17 protein-coding genes, 6 tRNA genes and 1 other annotated feature (1 of these 24 cut by a window edge) are annotated in these 14,903 nt (G+C 36.2%); of the genes, 10 read left to right on the top strand and 13 right to left on the bottom strand.

The window, feature by feature from the left end; all coding sequences use genetic code 11:
* Nucleotides 1-6 precede the first annotated feature (6 nt).
* The 4 genes from LLS04_RS04345 to LLS04_RS04330 all read left to right on the top strand — a co-directional run bounded on the left by LLS04_RS04345 (nucleotide 7) and on the right by LLS04_RS04330 (nucleotide 1,484).
* Nucleotides 7-82: transfer RNA gene (locus tag LLS04_RS04345), tRNA-Lys, on the top strand.
* An 8-nt stretch (nucleotides 83-90) separates the two neighbouring features.
* Nucleotides 91-164 (top strand) — tRNA-Gly (locus tag LLS04_RS04340).
* A 174-nt stretch (nucleotides 165-338) separates the two neighbouring features.
* Nucleotides 339-412 (top strand) — tRNA-Gly (locus LLS04_RS04335).
* 244 nt (nucleotides 413-656) lie between these two features.
* The gene (locus LLS04_RS04330; protein ID WP_323610466.1) at nucleotides 657-1,484 is read left to right on the top strand and encodes an acyl-CoA acyltransferase; all 828 of its coding nucleotides are present in this window, start codon (nucleotides 657-659) and stop codon (nucleotides 1,482-1,484) included.
* Here LLS04_RS04330 and glpK read toward each other — a convergent pair.
* The gene (gene glpK / locus LLS04_RS04325) at nucleotides 1,479-3,023 is read right to left on the bottom strand and encodes a glycerol kinase GlpK (protein WP_323610465.1); all 1,545 of its coding nucleotides are present in this window, start codon (nucleotides 3,021-3,023) and stop codon (nucleotides 1,479-1,481) included. The genes LLS04_RS04330 and glpK overlap by 6 nt on opposite strands.
* Nucleotides 3,024-3,227: 204 nt before the next feature.
* Here glpK and LLS04_RS04320 point away from each other — a divergent pair.
* The 6 genes from LLS04_RS04320 to LLS04_RS04295 all read left to right on the top strand — a co-directional run bounded on the left by LLS04_RS04320 (nucleotide 3,228) and on the right by LLS04_RS04295 (nucleotide 5,164).
* Nucleotides 3,228-3,303 (top strand) — tRNA-Val (locus tag LLS04_RS04320).
* A 30-nt stretch (nucleotides 3,304-3,333) separates the two neighbouring features.
* Nucleotides 3,334-3,409, top strand: a tRNA-Thr gene (locus tag LLS04_RS04315).
* Nucleotides 3,410-3,413: 4 nt separating this feature from the next.
* Nucleotides 3,414-3,489: transfer RNA gene (locus LLS04_RS04310), tRNA-Lys, on the top strand.
* 158 nt (nucleotides 3,490-3,647) lie between these two features.
* Nucleotides 3,648-3,998 (top strand): CidA/LrgA family protein, encoded by a 351-nt coding sequence (locus LLS04_RS04305; RefSeq protein WP_034886866.1) that lies wholly within the window; start codon nucleotides 3,648-3,650, stop codon nucleotides 3,996-3,998.
* A gap of 2 nt (nucleotides 3,999-4,000) precedes the next feature.
* Nucleotides 4,001-4,702, top strand: coding sequence for an LrgB family protein (locus LLS04_RS04300; RefSeq protein WP_323610463.1), 702 nt, complete (start codon nucleotides 4,001-4,003; stop codon nucleotides 4,700-4,702).
* A 12-nt stretch (nucleotides 4,703-4,714) separates the two neighbouring features.
* A complete protein-coding gene (locus tag LLS04_RS04295; RefSeq protein ID WP_323612126.1) occupies nucleotides 4,715-5,164 on the top strand; it encodes a low molecular weight protein-tyrosine-phosphatase in 450 nt (149 codons plus the stop codon).
* A gap of 9 nt (nucleotides 5,165-5,173) precedes the next feature.
* Here LLS04_RS04295 and LLS04_RS04290 read toward each other — a convergent pair whose 3' ends face one another.
* From LLS04_RS04290 to leuS, 12 genes are all read right to left on the bottom strand, one after another.
* Nucleotides 5,174-6,088: a permease prefix domain 1-containing protein gene (locus tag LLS04_RS04290; RefSeq protein WP_323612125.1), complete on the bottom strand. Its 915-nt coding sequence runs from the start codon at nucleotides 6,086-6,088 to the stop codon at nucleotides 5,174-5,176.
* Nucleotides 6,085-6,426 carry a PadR family transcriptional regulator gene (locus tag LLS04_RS04285; protein ID WP_275159601.1) on the bottom strand — a complete coding sequence of 114 codons (342 nt, stop codon included), beginning with the start codon at nucleotides 6,424-6,426 and terminating at the stop codon, nucleotides 6,085-6,087. The genes LLS04_RS04290 and LLS04_RS04285 overlap by 4 nt, the downstream gene beginning before the upstream one ends.
* A gap of 129 nt (nucleotides 6,427-6,555) precedes the next feature.
* On the bottom strand, nucleotides 6,556-7,356 hold the full coding sequence (locus LLS04_RS04280) for a metallophosphoesterase (RefSeq protein WP_275164160.1): 801 nt from the start codon (nucleotides 7,354-7,356) through the stop codon (nucleotides 6,556-6,558).
* A gap of 53 nt (nucleotides 7,357-7,409) precedes the next feature.
* Nucleotides 7,410-8,186 carry a type III pantothenate kinase gene (locus tag LLS04_RS04275; RefSeq protein ID WP_323612124.1) on the bottom strand — a complete coding sequence of 259 codons (777 nt, stop codon included), beginning with the start codon at nucleotides 8,184-8,186 and terminating at the stop codon, nucleotides 7,410-7,412.
* Between the two features lie 70 nt (nucleotides 8,187-8,256).
* Nucleotides 8,257-8,442, bottom strand: coding sequence for a hypothetical protein (locus LLS04_RS04270; protein WP_223271082.1), 186 nt, complete (start codon nucleotides 8,440-8,442; stop codon nucleotides 8,257-8,259).
* A 131-nt stretch (nucleotides 8,443-8,573) separates the two neighbouring features.
* On the bottom strand, nucleotides 8,574-8,726 hold the full coding sequence (locus tag LLS04_RS04265; protein WP_003775800.1) for a hypothetical protein: 153 nt from the start codon (nucleotides 8,724-8,726) through the stop codon (nucleotides 8,574-8,576).
* A complete protein-coding gene (locus LLS04_RS04260; protein WP_323612122.1) occupies nucleotides 8,723-9,205 on the bottom strand; it encodes a hypothetical protein in 483 nt (160 codons plus the stop codon). Before LLS04_RS04260 ends, LLS04_RS04265 begins: the two co-directional genes overlap by 4 nt.
* Before the next feature lie 235 nt (nucleotides 9,206-9,440).
* Nucleotides 9,441-10,259 (bottom strand): beta-carotene 15,15'-monooxygenase, encoded by an 819-nt coding sequence (locus tag LLS04_RS04255; RefSeq protein ID WP_323612121.1) that lies wholly within the window; start codon nucleotides 10,257-10,259, stop codon nucleotides 9,441-9,443.
* Nucleotides 10,253-11,080, bottom strand: coding sequence for a CpaF/VirB11 family protein (locus LLS04_RS04250; RefSeq protein WP_437124118.1), 828 nt, complete (start codon nucleotides 11,078-11,080; stop codon nucleotides 10,253-10,255). The genes LLS04_RS04255 and LLS04_RS04250 overlap by 7 nt, the downstream gene beginning before the upstream one ends.
* A 139-nt stretch (nucleotides 11,081-11,219) precedes the next feature.
* On the bottom strand, nucleotides 11,220-11,861 hold the full coding sequence (locus tag LLS04_RS04245) for a CpaB family protein (protein WP_323612119.1): 642 nt from the start codon (nucleotides 11,859-11,861) through the stop codon (nucleotides 11,220-11,222).
* A 38-nt stretch (nucleotides 11,862-11,899) separates the two neighbouring features.
* A complete protein-coding gene (locus tag LLS04_RS04240; protein WP_323612118.1) occupies nucleotides 11,900-12,220 on the bottom strand; it encodes a hypothetical protein in 321 nt (106 codons plus the stop codon).
* Between the two features lie 78 nt (nucleotides 12,221-12,298).
* Nucleotides 12,299-14,701 (bottom strand): leucine--tRNA ligase, encoded by a 2,403-nt coding sequence (leuS, locus tag LLS04_RS04235; protein WP_323612117.1) that lies wholly within the window; start codon nucleotides 14,699-14,701, stop codon nucleotides 12,299-12,301.
* Between the two features lie 34 nt (nucleotides 14,702-14,735).
* Nucleotides 14,736-14,903: a binding site (T-box leader), on the bottom strand (it continues 38 nt past the right edge of the window).

Raw genomic sequence — 14,903 nt, 5'->3', positions numbered from 1 at the left:
TCTTTTGTCTCGTTAGCTCAGGTGGTAGAGCAACTGACTTTTAATCAGTGGGTCGTAGGTTCGAGTCCTACACGAGACACCATTCAAAATGCGGGTGTAGTTTAATGGTAAAACTCCAGCCTTCCAAGCTGGCTACGGGAGTTCGATTCTCCTCACCCGCTCCAATTAAATATAAACTGAAGATCGTATATTACGATCTTTTTATTTTATTCTTTGTTGATTGCATTGGTTTTCGATACAAGTCACAGCCAATGAATACCGAAAAAAAGTATTTTTTTATTATTCTCATATTTACAATCTCCAGAAGATTTGTTAAAATAATTAAGCAAGCAAACCTTGCGGGTGTAGTTTAATGGTAAAACTCCAGCCTTCCAAGCTGGCTACGGGAGTTCGATTCTCCTCACCCGCTCCAATTAATTTAAACCAACCGAGAAATCGGTTTTTTTTTGCTGTTTTTCAAGATTTTTTGAACTGTTTTGTATTATTATCCTCAAAGAATTGCTCTGATTCTATAACCGATTGACTTCGTATATCACACTCGTTATTATAAAAGTGCTCAAGATATGTGATCGAAAGCAAAAGCAGAATTTTTATTCTGCTTTTTTTGCCTTTATATTCAGTCACTTCCAAGTTATAATAGTCGAAAGGAGATTTATATGATACGTACATGTGATGCCATGGATTTAGAAGAAGCAATGGATTATGCTTGGTCTCATCAATCAAATCCTTTAACTCAATCATTTCCAAGGTATAAAACGAAATCCGAGTTTTCAAAAACAATAAAAAAATCACTTTGTCTCGCCAAGTACAATGACAATAACGAAATTATAGGCTTTGGTGCGTTTATGATTGCTGAAGATGATTGCATCATGCAGACCGTTGCAGGTATTTACGCTTCAGATGACTTTCAAGAAGTTCTACGTTCATTTGTAGAATATTTAAAACGTGCTTTCCCTAACTATCAATTACTTTGTGGTTTTCCCATTTCAAATCAAACTGCTCTTGAAACTTACGATGGCTTCGATGCAGTATTAATTGATGATTGTACTGTTATGCTCTTGGATGTAGAGCGTATTCCAAAACTAAAGCGTGCTACACTCCACATGGAACCACTCCTTGAATCGAATGAACAACGCTTTAAACATCATCATGACCAAGTAAATCCCGATATTTTTTGGTCTGCTGATAAAATATTCAGAAATAGAAAACCATGGTTGGTTTTTCTCGAGATGAGTAATCAATCCGTGGTCGGGTCGATCACGCTCAAAAAATATAATCGTGTTTATGCTGAAGTATTTTCTTTCTATTCAAGTATGGAATCAGCTTATGAGTTTTTAAATCGAACCGTACGTTATTGTGCCGATCAAGGAATTGAGGAAATTCTATTCTTTGTAGATACAGAAAATGCTATCGCCCTCGCTGCCGCAACCGCGAATGGATTTAGAGAACAAGATCATTACTTTAGTTTTAAAATTATGTTATAAAATATTTCCTGGGTGATTAACAAGAACCCTAAAAAAACACACGTAGATCCACTGTGTGTTTTTTTGTGTTAATGTTTTTTCTATTGCGCGATGCCACTCCGATAATTTTTTAAATCGCTCATCATTGCTAATTTTCGAATCCCATGATGTGTTTTTGGTACGGACATCAATGAGTGTTTCTTTATTCTTAAAAAATCCAGTTTGTAAACCCGCTAAGAAGCATGCGCCCAACGATGTAGACTCTGGGGTAAAGGACCGTTGAACATTCACATCTAGAAGGTCAGCTTGAAATTGCATCAAGAAATTATTGCTTGATGCGCCACCATCTACTTTTAAAGATTTGATTTTAATTTTAGAATCTTCCTCCATGGCTTTCATGATATCGTAGCTTTGGAATGCTATGGATTCTAAGGCTGCTCGAATGATATGATTTTTGTTTGTTCCTCGTGTTAATCCAAATATTGTGCCAGTCGCATCCATATCCCAATAGGGCGCACCTAACCCCGTAAGTGCTGGAACGAAATAGACACCTCCGCAATCACGAACTTTCTGTGCGAAATACTCTACATCAGAAGCATCATCAATGATCCCCAGTTCATCCCGTAACCACTGTATAACAGCTCCTGCTATAAATACCGACCCTTCTAATGCATATTCAATCTTTCCATCTAAACCAATCGCAATCGTAGTGAGAAGACCATTTTCACTCTCAACAAATTGTTCCTTAGTATTCATGAGCAGAAAGCATCCAGTACCATACGTATTCTTTACATCACCCGAATTGAAACATGTTTGACCAAATAAAGCAGCTTGTTGATCTCCGACAACACTAGAGATTGGAATTTGATATCCTTGAATGTTGGTATAGCCATACAAATGGCTACTATCGAACACCTTCGGCAACATGTTCATCGGAATATCCAATGCTTTTAAGATGGTCTGATCCCACTCTAAACGCTTGATATTGTATAACAGGGTTCTTGAGGCATTGGTATAGTCTGTTGCATGAACTTTACCGCCTGTTAGATTGTAAAGTAACCATGAATCTACAGTCCCAAACATCAACTCGCCCCGATCTGCTTGATCTCGAGCACCATCAACATGATCTAGAATCCACTTCACTTTTGTTCCTGAAAAATAGGCATCAATAATTAATCCTGTATTCTTCTTGATATAGTCTGATAATCCTTGTTGCTTTAGATCTTCACAAATGGATGCCGTACGACGACATTGCCAGACAATCGCATTATAAATTGGACGTCCTGTATTTTTATTCCATACGACAGTGGTTTCACGTTGGTTTGTAATGCCAATCGTCTCAATTTCCTCTGGGCCAATCCCTGCCCGAGCTAAGACTTCATTAAGAACACCACTTTGAGTTGCCCAGATTTCCATAGGGTCTTGTTCTACCCATCCTTGTTTTGGATAAATTTGGGTTGTCTCCGTCTGTGCTTTCGCAATGATGTTGGATTCTTTATCGAAAATAATAGCGCGTGAACTTGTAGTTCCTTGATCAAGTGTAATAATATAGTTCTTCATGATTATCTCCTTATTTGATTTTATTATACCATTCTGTTCTGAATCTTAGGTGATGATTTGTCTGTTTAAGTTGTTTATTGAGCTATTATGTGGAGAATAAATCACGTTTTGAATAATTAATCATATTATTTCGTTTTTTGCCTTTATTTGCTTTACATTGTTCAATTTGTTTGTTAATATAGTAAAGCATTAAGGAAGTAATTCGGAGGTTTAGCTCAGTTGGGAGAGCATCTGCCTTACAAGCAGAGGGTCAGCGGTTCGAGCCCGTTAACCTCCACCATTTTTTTTTGCTCAAATTTTTGCTCAAACTGCCGACTTAGCTCAATTGGTAGAGCAACTGATTTGTAATCAGTAGGTTGGGGGTTCAAGTCCTCTAGTCGGCACCATAATGTCTCGTTAGCTCAGGTGGTAGAGCAACTGACTTTTAATCAGTGGGTCGTAGGTTCGAGTCCTACACGAGACACCATTTAATATAAATTATAAGCATCATCTTGATGCTTTTTTTTTATGTCTCAACCATTAATATTAAATAAATATAATGAGAAAGCGATAACATCAAGGATATTTTACACATTCGTCGTAAAAAGTGATAAAATGAATGCAGTTTTGTTAAGGAGATTTCTTATGAACATACTAAGTCAATTATTTTTAATCCTCGCATTTTCTTATGCAGGTGAAACGATCACAACACTACTCCACTTACCTGTACCCGGAAGTATTGTTGGACTTTTTCTTTTATTCGGCGCATTACAGTTGAAGCTTATTAAAGTAAAACAAGTTGAAGAATCAGGGTCGTGGCTTAAGAATAATATGGCGTTTCTTTTTGTTCCAGCAACCGTAGGTATTATGCCTTATTTCGACATTATCCAAAAATCCTGGTTAAATATTACAATCATTTTAATCGTTTCAACCTTGATTACGTATATTGTTACAGGAGTTGTTGCTGAGTTTTTAAATAAGAGAGGTGTACATTAATTATGATTTCACTTTATAATAGTCCTCTTTTTGGACTTGTGCTTACTTTTGGTGTCTATCTTGGATCTCAACAATTACAAAGAAAATTCAAGTCACCACTTTTGAATCCACTCCTCATTACATCCTTAACAATTATTGTTCTTCTCACTGTGTTTGGTATCGATTATGAAAGTTATAACCAAGGCGGTAAGTTTTTAACCGCACTGATTGGCCCTGCCACAGTTGCACTTGCGATTCCTCTTTATAATAATCTCGATCTACTTAAAAAGTATAAAAAACTTGTGCTTATTAGTACACTGACAGGTGTTATCGTACATGCACTTTGTATTTTAGTTCTATCTTTAGTTTTAAATCTCGATTCGAAGATGATCGCAACAGTAATTCCTAAATCGGTTACGACCGCTATTGCGGCCGATGTTGCATTTAGTTTAGGCGGAATTAAAACACTTACGATTTGTATTGTAATTGTAACAGGAATTCTTGGAGCAGCACTTGCACCGATTATCAATAAGTGTTTCCATATTAATAACCCCTTAGCTCAAGGTCTTGCATTAGGAACCGCTGCGCATGCAGTTGGAACTTCTAAGGCAATCGAAATGGGTGAGTTACAAGGCACGATGGCTACGCTATCATTAATTTTAACTGGACTGGTTACCGTAGCACTAAGCCCGATAACATTGAAAATTATTACTGCTATAATGTAGATGAGGTGAATTATGAAACATATTTTATTTGTATGTCTAGGGAATATTTGTCGTTCTCCTATGGCTGAAGGTATATTTAAAAATTTATACGGAGATCAATATGTTGTTGGGTCTGCCGCTACAAGTTCTTGGGAACATGGGAATCCTGTACATCCTGGAACAGCATCTATTTTAGAAGAGATGGGGATTTCCACCCACGGAATGTTCTCATCACAACTAACAATCGACGATTTTTATCGATATGATTATATAATCGGAATGGATAAAAGCAATGTTGAAAACATCTTAAAGATTGCACCTAAAGGAACCGAACACAAAGTTTACCTATTCCTAGATCTTGTAGATGATTTAAAGGGACAAGAAGTTCCAGATCCCTATTATACTGGTGATTTCGAAGAGACTAAAAATCTTATTTTACAAGGCTCTCATGCATGGAATCAATTCCTAACTAAAAAAGAATAAACTTAAAGTTTATTCTTTTTTTATGTTTGTAATTAATTCACCTACTAAAGCCACGATTGGGAAGATAATCCATCCCGGGTGCCATAAGTTCATGGTAAATCCAAGTATGAGATACACCATGGCTGCAAGTCCCATAAGAATACCTGTGATATTTTCAATACGTTCCTCACGTTTTAAAGTTTCATTTAAACGAGCAGATCCAGCTTTACTTTTAGCCCATTCATGGCGTGTTGTGAGTGTTGCAATGTGAGTTTGATTTACACCCGCATTAATAAACAATACCACCGCAAGAGCGGTAATGACCATAAATAATAATGAAGAGTATTGTTTAATATGCATAAATTCTTCTAAATATACAACTGAGAATACTGCGATGATGCATAACGCCACACCAAGAACGATCGAACGAATAAAGAATGGTTGATAATTCTTTTGAATTTGATTAAGTCGTTGATACTGAACTGAGTCCACGATACCTTTATCTGTAATATCATCGTAGGTTGCGTAGAGCATACCATAGTATACAAAGAGCGTCACACCTACGATGAGAGAAAGAAAGAAAATAATCAGATTATCAAAAAACTCTGTTGAACCAATTCCAATCATAATTACTGCAACCCCTATTGAAATCATCATTGCGAATCTTCTAATAAATCTAAGATACTCATCAACGCGCGCAGTTTCAAGATAAACGATGTCTTCATCATCGACCATATTTAATCCAAGGGCCTCTTTGAGCTCTTCAATACTTCCAAACTCTCCAATTACTAGACCAATTGCCTCTGACTCTCGTTTTCCTTCTTCAATATACTGATTAAATTTCAACTCCATCGAGTCCGTCATGTTCATTTTGAGTTTTTCAACTTCATCTGTTTGTGGCAGTGATTTAAACATCACTTCGATATAATCTAAAATTTGATTCATAATGTCTCCTCCTGATTTTGTGTAAAAATATCTATAATTTCCTTCACAAGATTCCACTCAACACATTTCTCAAGATAGTATTGGTTCCCTGAATCTGTAATATGATAGTAAGTTCGTTGACGACCTTTTGTTTCTTCTCCACCACTATATGATTTGATATACCCGTTTTTTTCGAGACGGGCGAATGTGGAATAGAGCGTTGTTTCTTTTATAGTATACTTTCGATTTGAAAGTTCTTGGATCTTTTGGCCAATCTCATATCCATATGAATCATTCGAGCGCAAAATATAAAGAACAATCGTATCATTGTATCCTCTCATTACATCACTACTAAGCATTGAACCACCTCTACTTCATCTGTCGTAGTAAATATAACACATCTACTACGACAGGTAAAGTACTTTTGATTTTTATTATTAATTTCTCACATAAAAAAAACCAATCGCACATTCGCAATTGGTTGGTAATTAAAAATCAATAACAACAATTTCCGGTCGGGCAAAAATTCGAATCGGTATAAGATTAACGGTGCCACCTACACCAGAAGTAATGTAGATACTATGATTTTTGTCATGGACTAAACCATAACGATAGCGTTGTCCGTACTCGCTATGATTCGCAGCAGGTGCATAAAGACCAAAGAATGTTAATTGTCCACCATGAAGGTGGCCTGCTAAGGCAAAATCGATATCTGCATCACTATCTAATTTAGGTGCATAATCTGGATTATGAGTGACAAGTAAATTTAGGCTATTGTCATACTTAGGGAGTTTTATTTTTCCACGTTTATAGTCATCCACACCAATTATATTCATACCATGGAAGCGAACAACTTCGTTTTTAATAACTTGTACGTTCGCATATTTCAAACCTTCTAGCGAGGTTTCGAGATCACGGTAATCATGATTTCCCAATACACCCACTTTAGGTGCTTCAATTTCTTTTAAGTAATCAAAAATGCGATTGTTTCTGCGATGCTTTTGGTGAATATAATCTCCCCCTAAGATTACTAAGTCAGGTTCAAGACTATTCGTTTTATTGACAACATTTTGTGCAGCATGGTCTAGAAAATTACGACCTCGATGATCAAATTGAAAGTCAGAAATGAACACAATTCTTTTCCCTCTCAATTGTTCAGGAATATCTTTTTTTACTTTAAAATCCTTTATATTTATTTGTTTTGTTTTGAGCCAATAGTATTCCAGTAATCCGTAGAGCACTAAAACTACTATAAGAATAAAAATGAATAATACAATTTTAAATACCATAGGTCACTCCGTTCATAAACTTATAAAAAGTTTGGAAACAAACTATATCACGTTCAATATTCGTTGTCATCGATAACACATGTTGATTTAAGATAATCATTTTGATAAAGGATTCGTAATCCATCGTTGAGAAGATCGGGCTTATGAACAAAGTTGGAAAGTTCATCATGAATCAGTTCCGCATAACCACCGGTAATCAACTTAGTGCACTTCATTCCTAATTCTTTTTCCATCATTGTTGCAAGACCTTGAATTTGCGCAACCAAGCCGTAGGTAAGTCCCGACTGAATGCAACTATGTGTGTTAGTCCCAATGACATTTGGAGGAACTTCAAGTGATACTGTGGGAAGATGCGGTATATAGTGGACAAGAGCATCCAGAGATGTTTGTATCCCTGGAATAATTACACCTCCAGAAAATGCACCCTCACTATCAATGACACTTATTTTTGATGCACTTCCAATGTCAGCGATAATTATAGGCGTTTTATACTGTGAGAAAGCACCAACTGCGGTCGCAATAAAGTCCGCTCCAATTTCATTAAGATTATCTAATTTCACCTCAAAATTTTGAATATTATCAATCGACACATTATAGATACCGCAAGTAAATTGTTGTGTTAAAACATCAACAATCATATTTGTGATGTTTGGAACAACACTTGATAAGACCACAGCCTCAATATTGAATTCCAGCGATTCAAGATGGGACGTGTAATACGAAACAACATTATTTTTTTCAGTAATGATTCTCTTTTTATAAACTATTTGATGATTTTCATAACCAACTATTACCGTATTTGAGTTACCAACATCGATTGTTAAGATCATAATCTTACCTCTTTTCATAATTACCATACACCATTTCATCATAATATTCTATAATTCATGATACAGATTTCTACGTCTGTATCATGTATGTAAGACCTGAATCTTCAAGTTTTAGTGGTAAATCAATTGAAAATAGTGAAATACTTTTTATCAACTTTACCCGATAACGACCCGCCTCCCGTTTAGTTTGAATTGAAGTGCCATTACACATCTCTAAATCCGCTGTCTGAATTTCCGAGCTATGATAGTGATTCATTCTGGTAATCACATGTTCCTTACATAAAGCCAAGTTGTTTTGTTTATGATTTAGGTCAATAATACAAAATAATACACAAATGGAAACCATCATAAGTATTATTTGTAAGTATCCTTCAATTGCTTGTTTCATTAATTACGTGTTGTCATTGTTTGCCACTGATTAAGGAGTGTTGTTTTCAACACATCTTTAAATTCATTCGAAAAAACAATCATACCCGTCGCAATTACGGTTACCACAAGAACAAGTCCATATTCCTCAAAAAAAGCTTTTATACAACTCACCCCCCTTCCATGAGTGATACAACCACAAGTCCCATTAAAAGTAAAAATAAAATACCTACACCCACGAGCGGAACTAAACCCATTGCACTAATTTGCGTAATTTTCATTTCTTTCTTCTGATTTCTGGAGAACATAAGCCAATGATGTGATTCCGCAATCATCGCATTAAGACGTGTAGATGCATCATCAGTACCTGCTGTACCCACTCGATGAAGTACCTTCATGACTCTTCTTACCTCCAAACTATCGTAGTCTTTTAGGAAAGCATGATAAGGATCGATTGACGATGGATGCATTTCAATCCCCTTCACAAGTTCGTTAATAGAATAGCGTAGTGACTTTGGTGCAATCTCACCACTTGTCTTGATAGCTTGATAAACCGTATTATAGGCTAATAAGCATTGCAGTTCTCTTAGCCATATCGGAAATTCATATAAAAGCATCGAGAGTTCTTTTCTATACTGACGGTATGCTCTCAAAAAAACTAAACCTTCTATAAGAAAAAGCATGATAGATCCGAATAAAACAGCTCTCCTACCACTTAAAATGCAAGGAACCAAAATATACAATAAGTTTTTATGAAGTTTCATATTACACGATGGAGTTACGCGCGTTATTCGCTGATATCTACGATATAGTTTCAGAAATAATAAATCTAACAACGGTTCCCCAAATATATGGACTATAAAAATATAGAGAACACTGATACAGAGCCTAATCAATACATTCTTCCTCGCCAAACCATGATGCTTTCATTCCTTTCATTGTTTCCATAAGAACAATTAAAATCACAATCAAAAATCCAGTTACTGCATACTGATAAAGCCATGAATGGACAATTTCCACAGTTTCACTTAACATTCCAATCGAAAGATAAGCAATTCCAATACTCATTATAGTGAGTAGTAATACCTTTAATCGCATCCCTAATAGTTCTTGATTTAGTTTTTCTGTATATGCCTTCCACTGATCGAGATCTTCTTCATAACTAAGAAGTGCGTGATCGAGTCCGGCATTTCCATATGTTTCTGCCATTTCCATAATTACAGCGAGCGTTACAACAAGATAATGTGTCGAGATTTTTCTATATGCACTAATTATGGATTCTCCACATTCGATTGCACTCAATATGATGTCTGTATACGATTTGAAAGAGGGTTCAGTAGATACAATATGTTCTAAACATGGCAATACTTTTTCCCAGTTTCTAAAAAACGATGCATTTGAACTTAGAAAAAGATACAAAGATTGAAAGTTGTTTTTTTGATTTTGATAACAACAAATAATATGAAGTTGCATAACACCACAACAAATCGAGAATACACTCAGTAAGGCGATAAATGAAGTCTTAAGTCTAAATAAAATTCCGACAGAGACGATGGAAATAAGTAGGATAAGCGCGACCAAATAGAGTTGATAAGCCTTGAACATACCCATATGGAGATTCGGTTTAGTAATACACTTCAATGCTTGTACAAAATCGTGACGATTACGATAAATATATATATATGCAATTAATAAAACAACTACCATTTTACACCATACAATTCAGCTTTTTCCTTAATCAATTCTGGAATTTTAGACTGTAGACGTTTACCTTTAAATGTATACAATCGATAGTGACCTTCACGTGTATAGACAACAATTTCTCGAACATAACGTTGAATCCCTGCAGAAGAAATTTTTAAATCAATGTGGATACCAATATTAATTGCGTCAAAGATTTTCTGCTCATTTATATATTCAGTCGCATTGATTGGCGTCATCTGTTGAATTCGATCCGGAATTTCCATCGCACTTCGTGCATGGACCGTACTCATAACACTCGCACCAGTGGAAATGCATCTTAATAAATCAACGATTTCCGCGCCTCTCACTTCACTCAGTAATAACCAGTTTGGTCTTTGACGCAAACTCGCTTTAATCGCTTGCGAATAGTTGAAACGATCATCAACTTTAATTTCTACTGTGTCTAAAGGCGGATAAATCTGTTTGAGGTGTAATTCATAGGAATCTTCAATTGTAATGATTCGCTCATCACGACTGATATAACCCGCCAAAAACTTAATCAATTCAGTCTTACCTGCTCCCGGGAGTCCACTTACCAAGATATTACACTTAGAACGTACCGCATACTTTAAAAATTTTAGAGCAGAAATACTCATATAGGACGAAGATTCAATATACGATTCACTCAGACGCAACTTAAACGTTGTCTTTCGAATTGAGACACTCAAGAAGCGTGTAACACTTGGATGAATGACACTGATACGCAAGTCATTCAAATCAGTTTCGAGCACAGGATGTTGTTGGTTAAATGGTAGATTAACAATATTTGATAGACGTGAGCACATTCTCCAAATGATTTCATGGCTCGAAAAATTACGATGTACGAGCCTTCCTCTTACTAAATCATCTATCCATAAATCCACACCATTAAAATTAATATCTGTAATATTTTCATCCTCTACAAAAGGTGTAAGCGGACCAAAATCAAATGCTGGTGTTAAAATGTTCTACCACCTCTTTTTGTAAATCATTTATTACACTTGGAATACCACTACAAATCACTACCGATAAATCTCCCATTTCTAAAGCTCTATGAATGATACCTTCCACTTTTCGGGGAATCGCGAAACTTAGGACACTTGGTTGCTTTCCCACATCAATTTCATGTCCATCACGATCTCGTACGTTTACAACTCGAACACCTTTCAGTAAGGGAATTATCCTACTCCCACCATCAAATTCGCGAATTTTTACACTTAAATTTACGTAATCACCAGCCCTCAACAGATTCCCTCCTGTATTAATCATCGAGGCTTCTGCACTCATTAGTACTTCTTCAGGCTCGAGTAACAGTAGCGGTTTTCCGTGTGCGTCATCAAAATGCTCAAAGTCACGTCGATCAACAATTTGCCCCTTATACACCGTATGTCCAAGTCGTACATACCTACCAATGATATTCTCTTTATTACGAATCATAAATTCATTGATTCCTTTTTCTGGCAACGATATTTCCTCCAAATGATGATCTTCAATTTTTTCACGTTGTGTTAAATCGGTATTAAGGCGATAAACTTTTTCAAACCGACATCGAATCCGCGTCATTATTTCAATAAAACTTACGATCATAATCACACACAATACGGATAGTACAACTTTTCTTTTAATTAAAACCCCTCCTCAATCATCAATTCCCCAAATACAATATCCAATCCCCTTACTTTCGTTTTATATATAACCTGCAGCAACTTTGGATAAAAATGATACGAAAGATCGACTATTTCACCATATTGATCATTCATTAGTTCCGCAAATGCAGTTTTAAGATTATCATCAGGATGCATTTCTTGGATTAGAATTTCCAAAGCATTTCGATATTGAAATCGTTTTTGTTGATATTCACGTTTAAAAACAGAAAACGACAACATCGAAAGAAACAACATCATGACCAAAATGACATATCCATAGGCCAAAACAATACTTTTCATATATCACCCACTTTTAATTAAAGTTCAAAACAAATATTTCCTATCAAGAAAATAAAAAAAAGCAGACTTTCGTCTGCTTTAGTTCGGTTTAACAACCAAGTTAACAATTTTATTTTTAATTACAATTTCTTTGATTACGGTCATGCCTTCAAGATTCTTTTGAACTTGAGCTTGATCATATACAAGAGCTTTTAATTCATCTTCTGGTAAATTATTTGGTGCAACGAATTTAGCGCGTACCTTACCATTAATTTGAACAACAATCTCTAATTCATCAAGTACTAATTTACTTGGATCAAATGTAGGCCATGGTTCGTAACTAATATCCCCATTTCCAGATACAATTTCGTAAAGTTCTTCACCCAAATGAGGTGCGAAACAAGCAAGCATTTTAATAAAACCAAGCGCATATTCTTTATAGAGTGTCTCTGCTTTATATGCTTCATTCACAAAGATCATTAACTGTGAAATTGCTGTATTCATACCAAATGTTTCAATATCATGTGTAACTTTTTGAACCGTTTGGTTATAAACAAAATCAAGGCTACCATCATTGGTTTCGGTAATTTTATCTGACTCAACCATTAAACGGTAAACGCGGTCAAGCCATTTACGAATTCCATCAAGGCCACGTGTACTCCATGCAATAGCACCATCCAATGGTCCCATAAACATTTCGTAAACACGAAGTGCATCCGCACCGTGACTTTCAACGATATCATCAGGGTTCACAACATTCCCGCGTGATTTACTCATTTTCTCATTATTAGCACCAAGAATCATGCCTTGGTGGTATAGTTTTCCAAATGGTTCTTTGGTATCGACAACACCTAAATCAAAGAGTACTTTATGCCAGAATCGTGCATAAAGTAGGTGGAGTACAGCGTGCTCCGAACCACCCATATAAAGATCTACGGGCATCCAATGTTTTAGAAGTTCTGGATCACCAATCGATTCATTGTTTTCTGGGTCAATGTAGCGTAAGTAGTACCAGCAAGATCCTGCCCATTGTGGCATTGTATTTGTTTCGCGACGTCCTTTAGTACCATCCGCAAAGGTAACATCCAACCAGTCACCTGCATTCGCAAGCGGGGACTGACCATCACTTGCCGGTTTATAATGCTCAACCTCTGGAAGTTCCAAAGGAAGTTCATCGATCTCAACAGTTCTCATGGTTCCATCTTCTAAATGAACAATTGGAATTGGTTCTCCCCAATAACGTTGTCTTGAAAATAACCAGTCACGAAGTTTATATGTAGTCTTCGCTTCACCATAACCATTCTCAAGCAACCATGATTGCATTGTTTCAATCGCTTCATCTTTACCCATACCATCTAAAAATCCAGAATTGATATGAATTCCATCACCGGTGTACGCTTCAACAGCAATATCGCCACCCTCAATCACTGGAATAATTTCAAGGTTGTATTTCTTAGCAAACTCAAAGTCACGTGTATCGTGTGCAGGTACTGCCATAATCGCACCTGTACCGTATGCTGCAAGAACATAGTCTGCGATGTAAATTGGCACTTTTTTTCCATTAACTGGATTAATTGCATAAGCACCTGTAAATACACCAGATTTCTCTTTATTCAGTTCAGTTCGTTCTAAATCAGACTTGTGTAACACTTTTTCAACATAAGCATTGACTTCGTCAATATTTTCCGCTGTTGTAATTTCTTTAACAAAAGGATGTTCTGGCGCAAGAACACAGTATGTATTTCCAAATAACGTATCCGCACGTGTTGTAAATACTGTAAATTCCTTATCATGATCTGCAATTTTAAAGATAACATTGGAGCCTTCGGAGCGACCAATCCAGTTAATTTGCATTTCTTTAGTTGAATCTGGCCATTCAACCAAATCCAAATCTTCAAGCAAACGATCTGCATATTCCGTAATTTTTAAAACCCATTGACGCATTGGCATACGAATAACATCAAAACCACCAACTTCACTCTTACCATCAATAACCTCTTCATTTGCAAGAACGGTACCCAATTCTGGACAGAAGTTTACAGGCTTTTCATCAACATAAGCCAGCCCCATGTCATAAAGCTTTGTAAAGATCCACTGAGTCCATTTGTAGTAACCTGGGTCTGTTGTAGAAATCTCACGACTCCAATCATAGGAAAGTCCTAGACTTTTAATTTGATCGGTAAAGTGAGCGATGTTTTGCTTTGTAAATTCATTGGGGTGGTTACCGGTCTTCAAAGCAAATTGCTCTGCTGGTAAACCAAAAGCATCCCATCCCATAGGGTGTAATACATTAAAACCATTCATACGTTTATAACGTGCAATTACATCCGTAGCTGTATAGCCTCGTGGATGACCTACATGAAGTCCATTTCCCGATGGATATGGGAACATATCTAAAACATAGTATTTCGGTAAATCAAAGTTATGAACATCTGTTTTAAACGTTTCATGTTCATCCCAATAATTTTGCCATTTTTTCTCAATTTTTAAATGGTTATACATTTTTTATCCTCCTATAACATAAAAAAAAGTACCTATAAAGGACGAATTGCTCGCGGTACCACCTTAATTCCTATCGATATTCGATAGACTCTCAATCCTTTAACGCAGGGGACGTAATTTCCTACTGATTCAGAAATTATGCTCAAAGATGAGTTCAAAAATCTTAATACACTGATTCGCACCAACCATCAGTTCTCTTAGC

The organism is Erysipelothrix enhydrae (genome assembly GCF_035066605.1).
Classification (GTDB): domain Bacteria; phylum Bacillota_I; class Bacilli_A; order Erysipelotrichales; family Erysipelotrichaceae; genus Erysipelothrix; species Erysipelothrix amsterdamensis.
The sequence above is the reverse complement of the archived record's forward strand: the minus strand, read 5'-3'. Positions and strand labels throughout refer to the sequence as shown.

Excerpts from the sequence above, each read along its gene's own strand:
- LLS04_RS04295 (WP_323612126.1), top strand. The coding sequence starts at position 4,715 with ATGAAACATATTTTATTTGTATGTCTAGGGAATATTTGTCGTTCTCCT.
- LLS04_RS04255 (WP_323612121.1), bottom strand. The coding sequence starts at position 10,259 with ATGGTAGTTGTTTTATTAATTGCATATATATATATTTATCGTAATCGT.
- LLS04_RS04300 (WP_323610463.1), top strand. The coding sequence starts at position 4,001 with ATGATTTCACTTTATAATAGTCCTCTTTTTGGACTTGTGCTTACTTTT.
- LLS04_RS04330 (WP_323610466.1), top strand. The coding sequence starts at position 657 with ATGATACGTACATGTGATGCCATGGATTTAGAAGAAGCAATGGATTAT.
- LLS04_RS04245 (WP_323612119.1), bottom strand. The coding sequence starts at position 11,861 with ATGATCGTAAGTTTTATTGAAATAATGACGCGGATTCGATGTCGGTTT.
- LLS04_RS04285 (WP_275159601.1), bottom strand. The coding sequence starts at position 6,426 with ATGCTTAGTAGTGATGTAATGAGAGGATACAATGATACGATTGTTCTT.
- LLS04_RS04250 (WP_437124118.1), bottom strand. The coding sequence starts at position 11,080 with ATGTGCTCACGTCTATCAAATATTGTTAATCTACCATTTAACCAACAA.
- LLS04_RS04280 (WP_275164160.1), bottom strand. The coding sequence starts at position 7,356 with ATGGTATTTAAAATTGTATTATTCATTTTTATTCTTATAGTAGTTTTA.
- leuS (WP_323612117.1), bottom strand. The coding sequence starts at position 14,701 with ATGTATAACCATTTAAAAATTGAGAAAAAATGGCAAAATTATTGGGAT.
- LLS04_RS04275 (WP_323612124.1), bottom strand. The coding sequence starts at position 8,186 with ATGATCTTAACAATCGATGTTGGTAACTCAAATACGGTAATAGTTGGT.
- LLS04_RS04240 (WP_323612118.1), bottom strand. The coding sequence starts at position 12,220 with ATGAAAAGTATTGTTTTGGCCTATGGATATGTCATTTTGGTCATGATG.
- LLS04_RS04290 (WP_323612125.1), bottom strand. The coding sequence starts at position 6,088 with ATGAATCAAATTTTAGATTATATCGAAGTGATGTTTAAATCACTGCCA.
- LLS04_RS04270 (WP_223271082.1), bottom strand. The coding sequence starts at position 8,442 with ATGAATCACTATCATAGCTCGGAAATTCAGACAGCGGATTTAGAGATG.
- LLS04_RS04305 (WP_034886866.1), top strand. The coding sequence starts at position 3,648 with ATGAACATACTAAGTCAATTATTTTTAATCCTCGCATTTTCTTATGCA.
- glpK (WP_323610465.1), bottom strand. The coding sequence starts at position 3,023 with ATGAAGAACTATATTATTACACTTGATCAAGGAACTACAAGTTCACGC.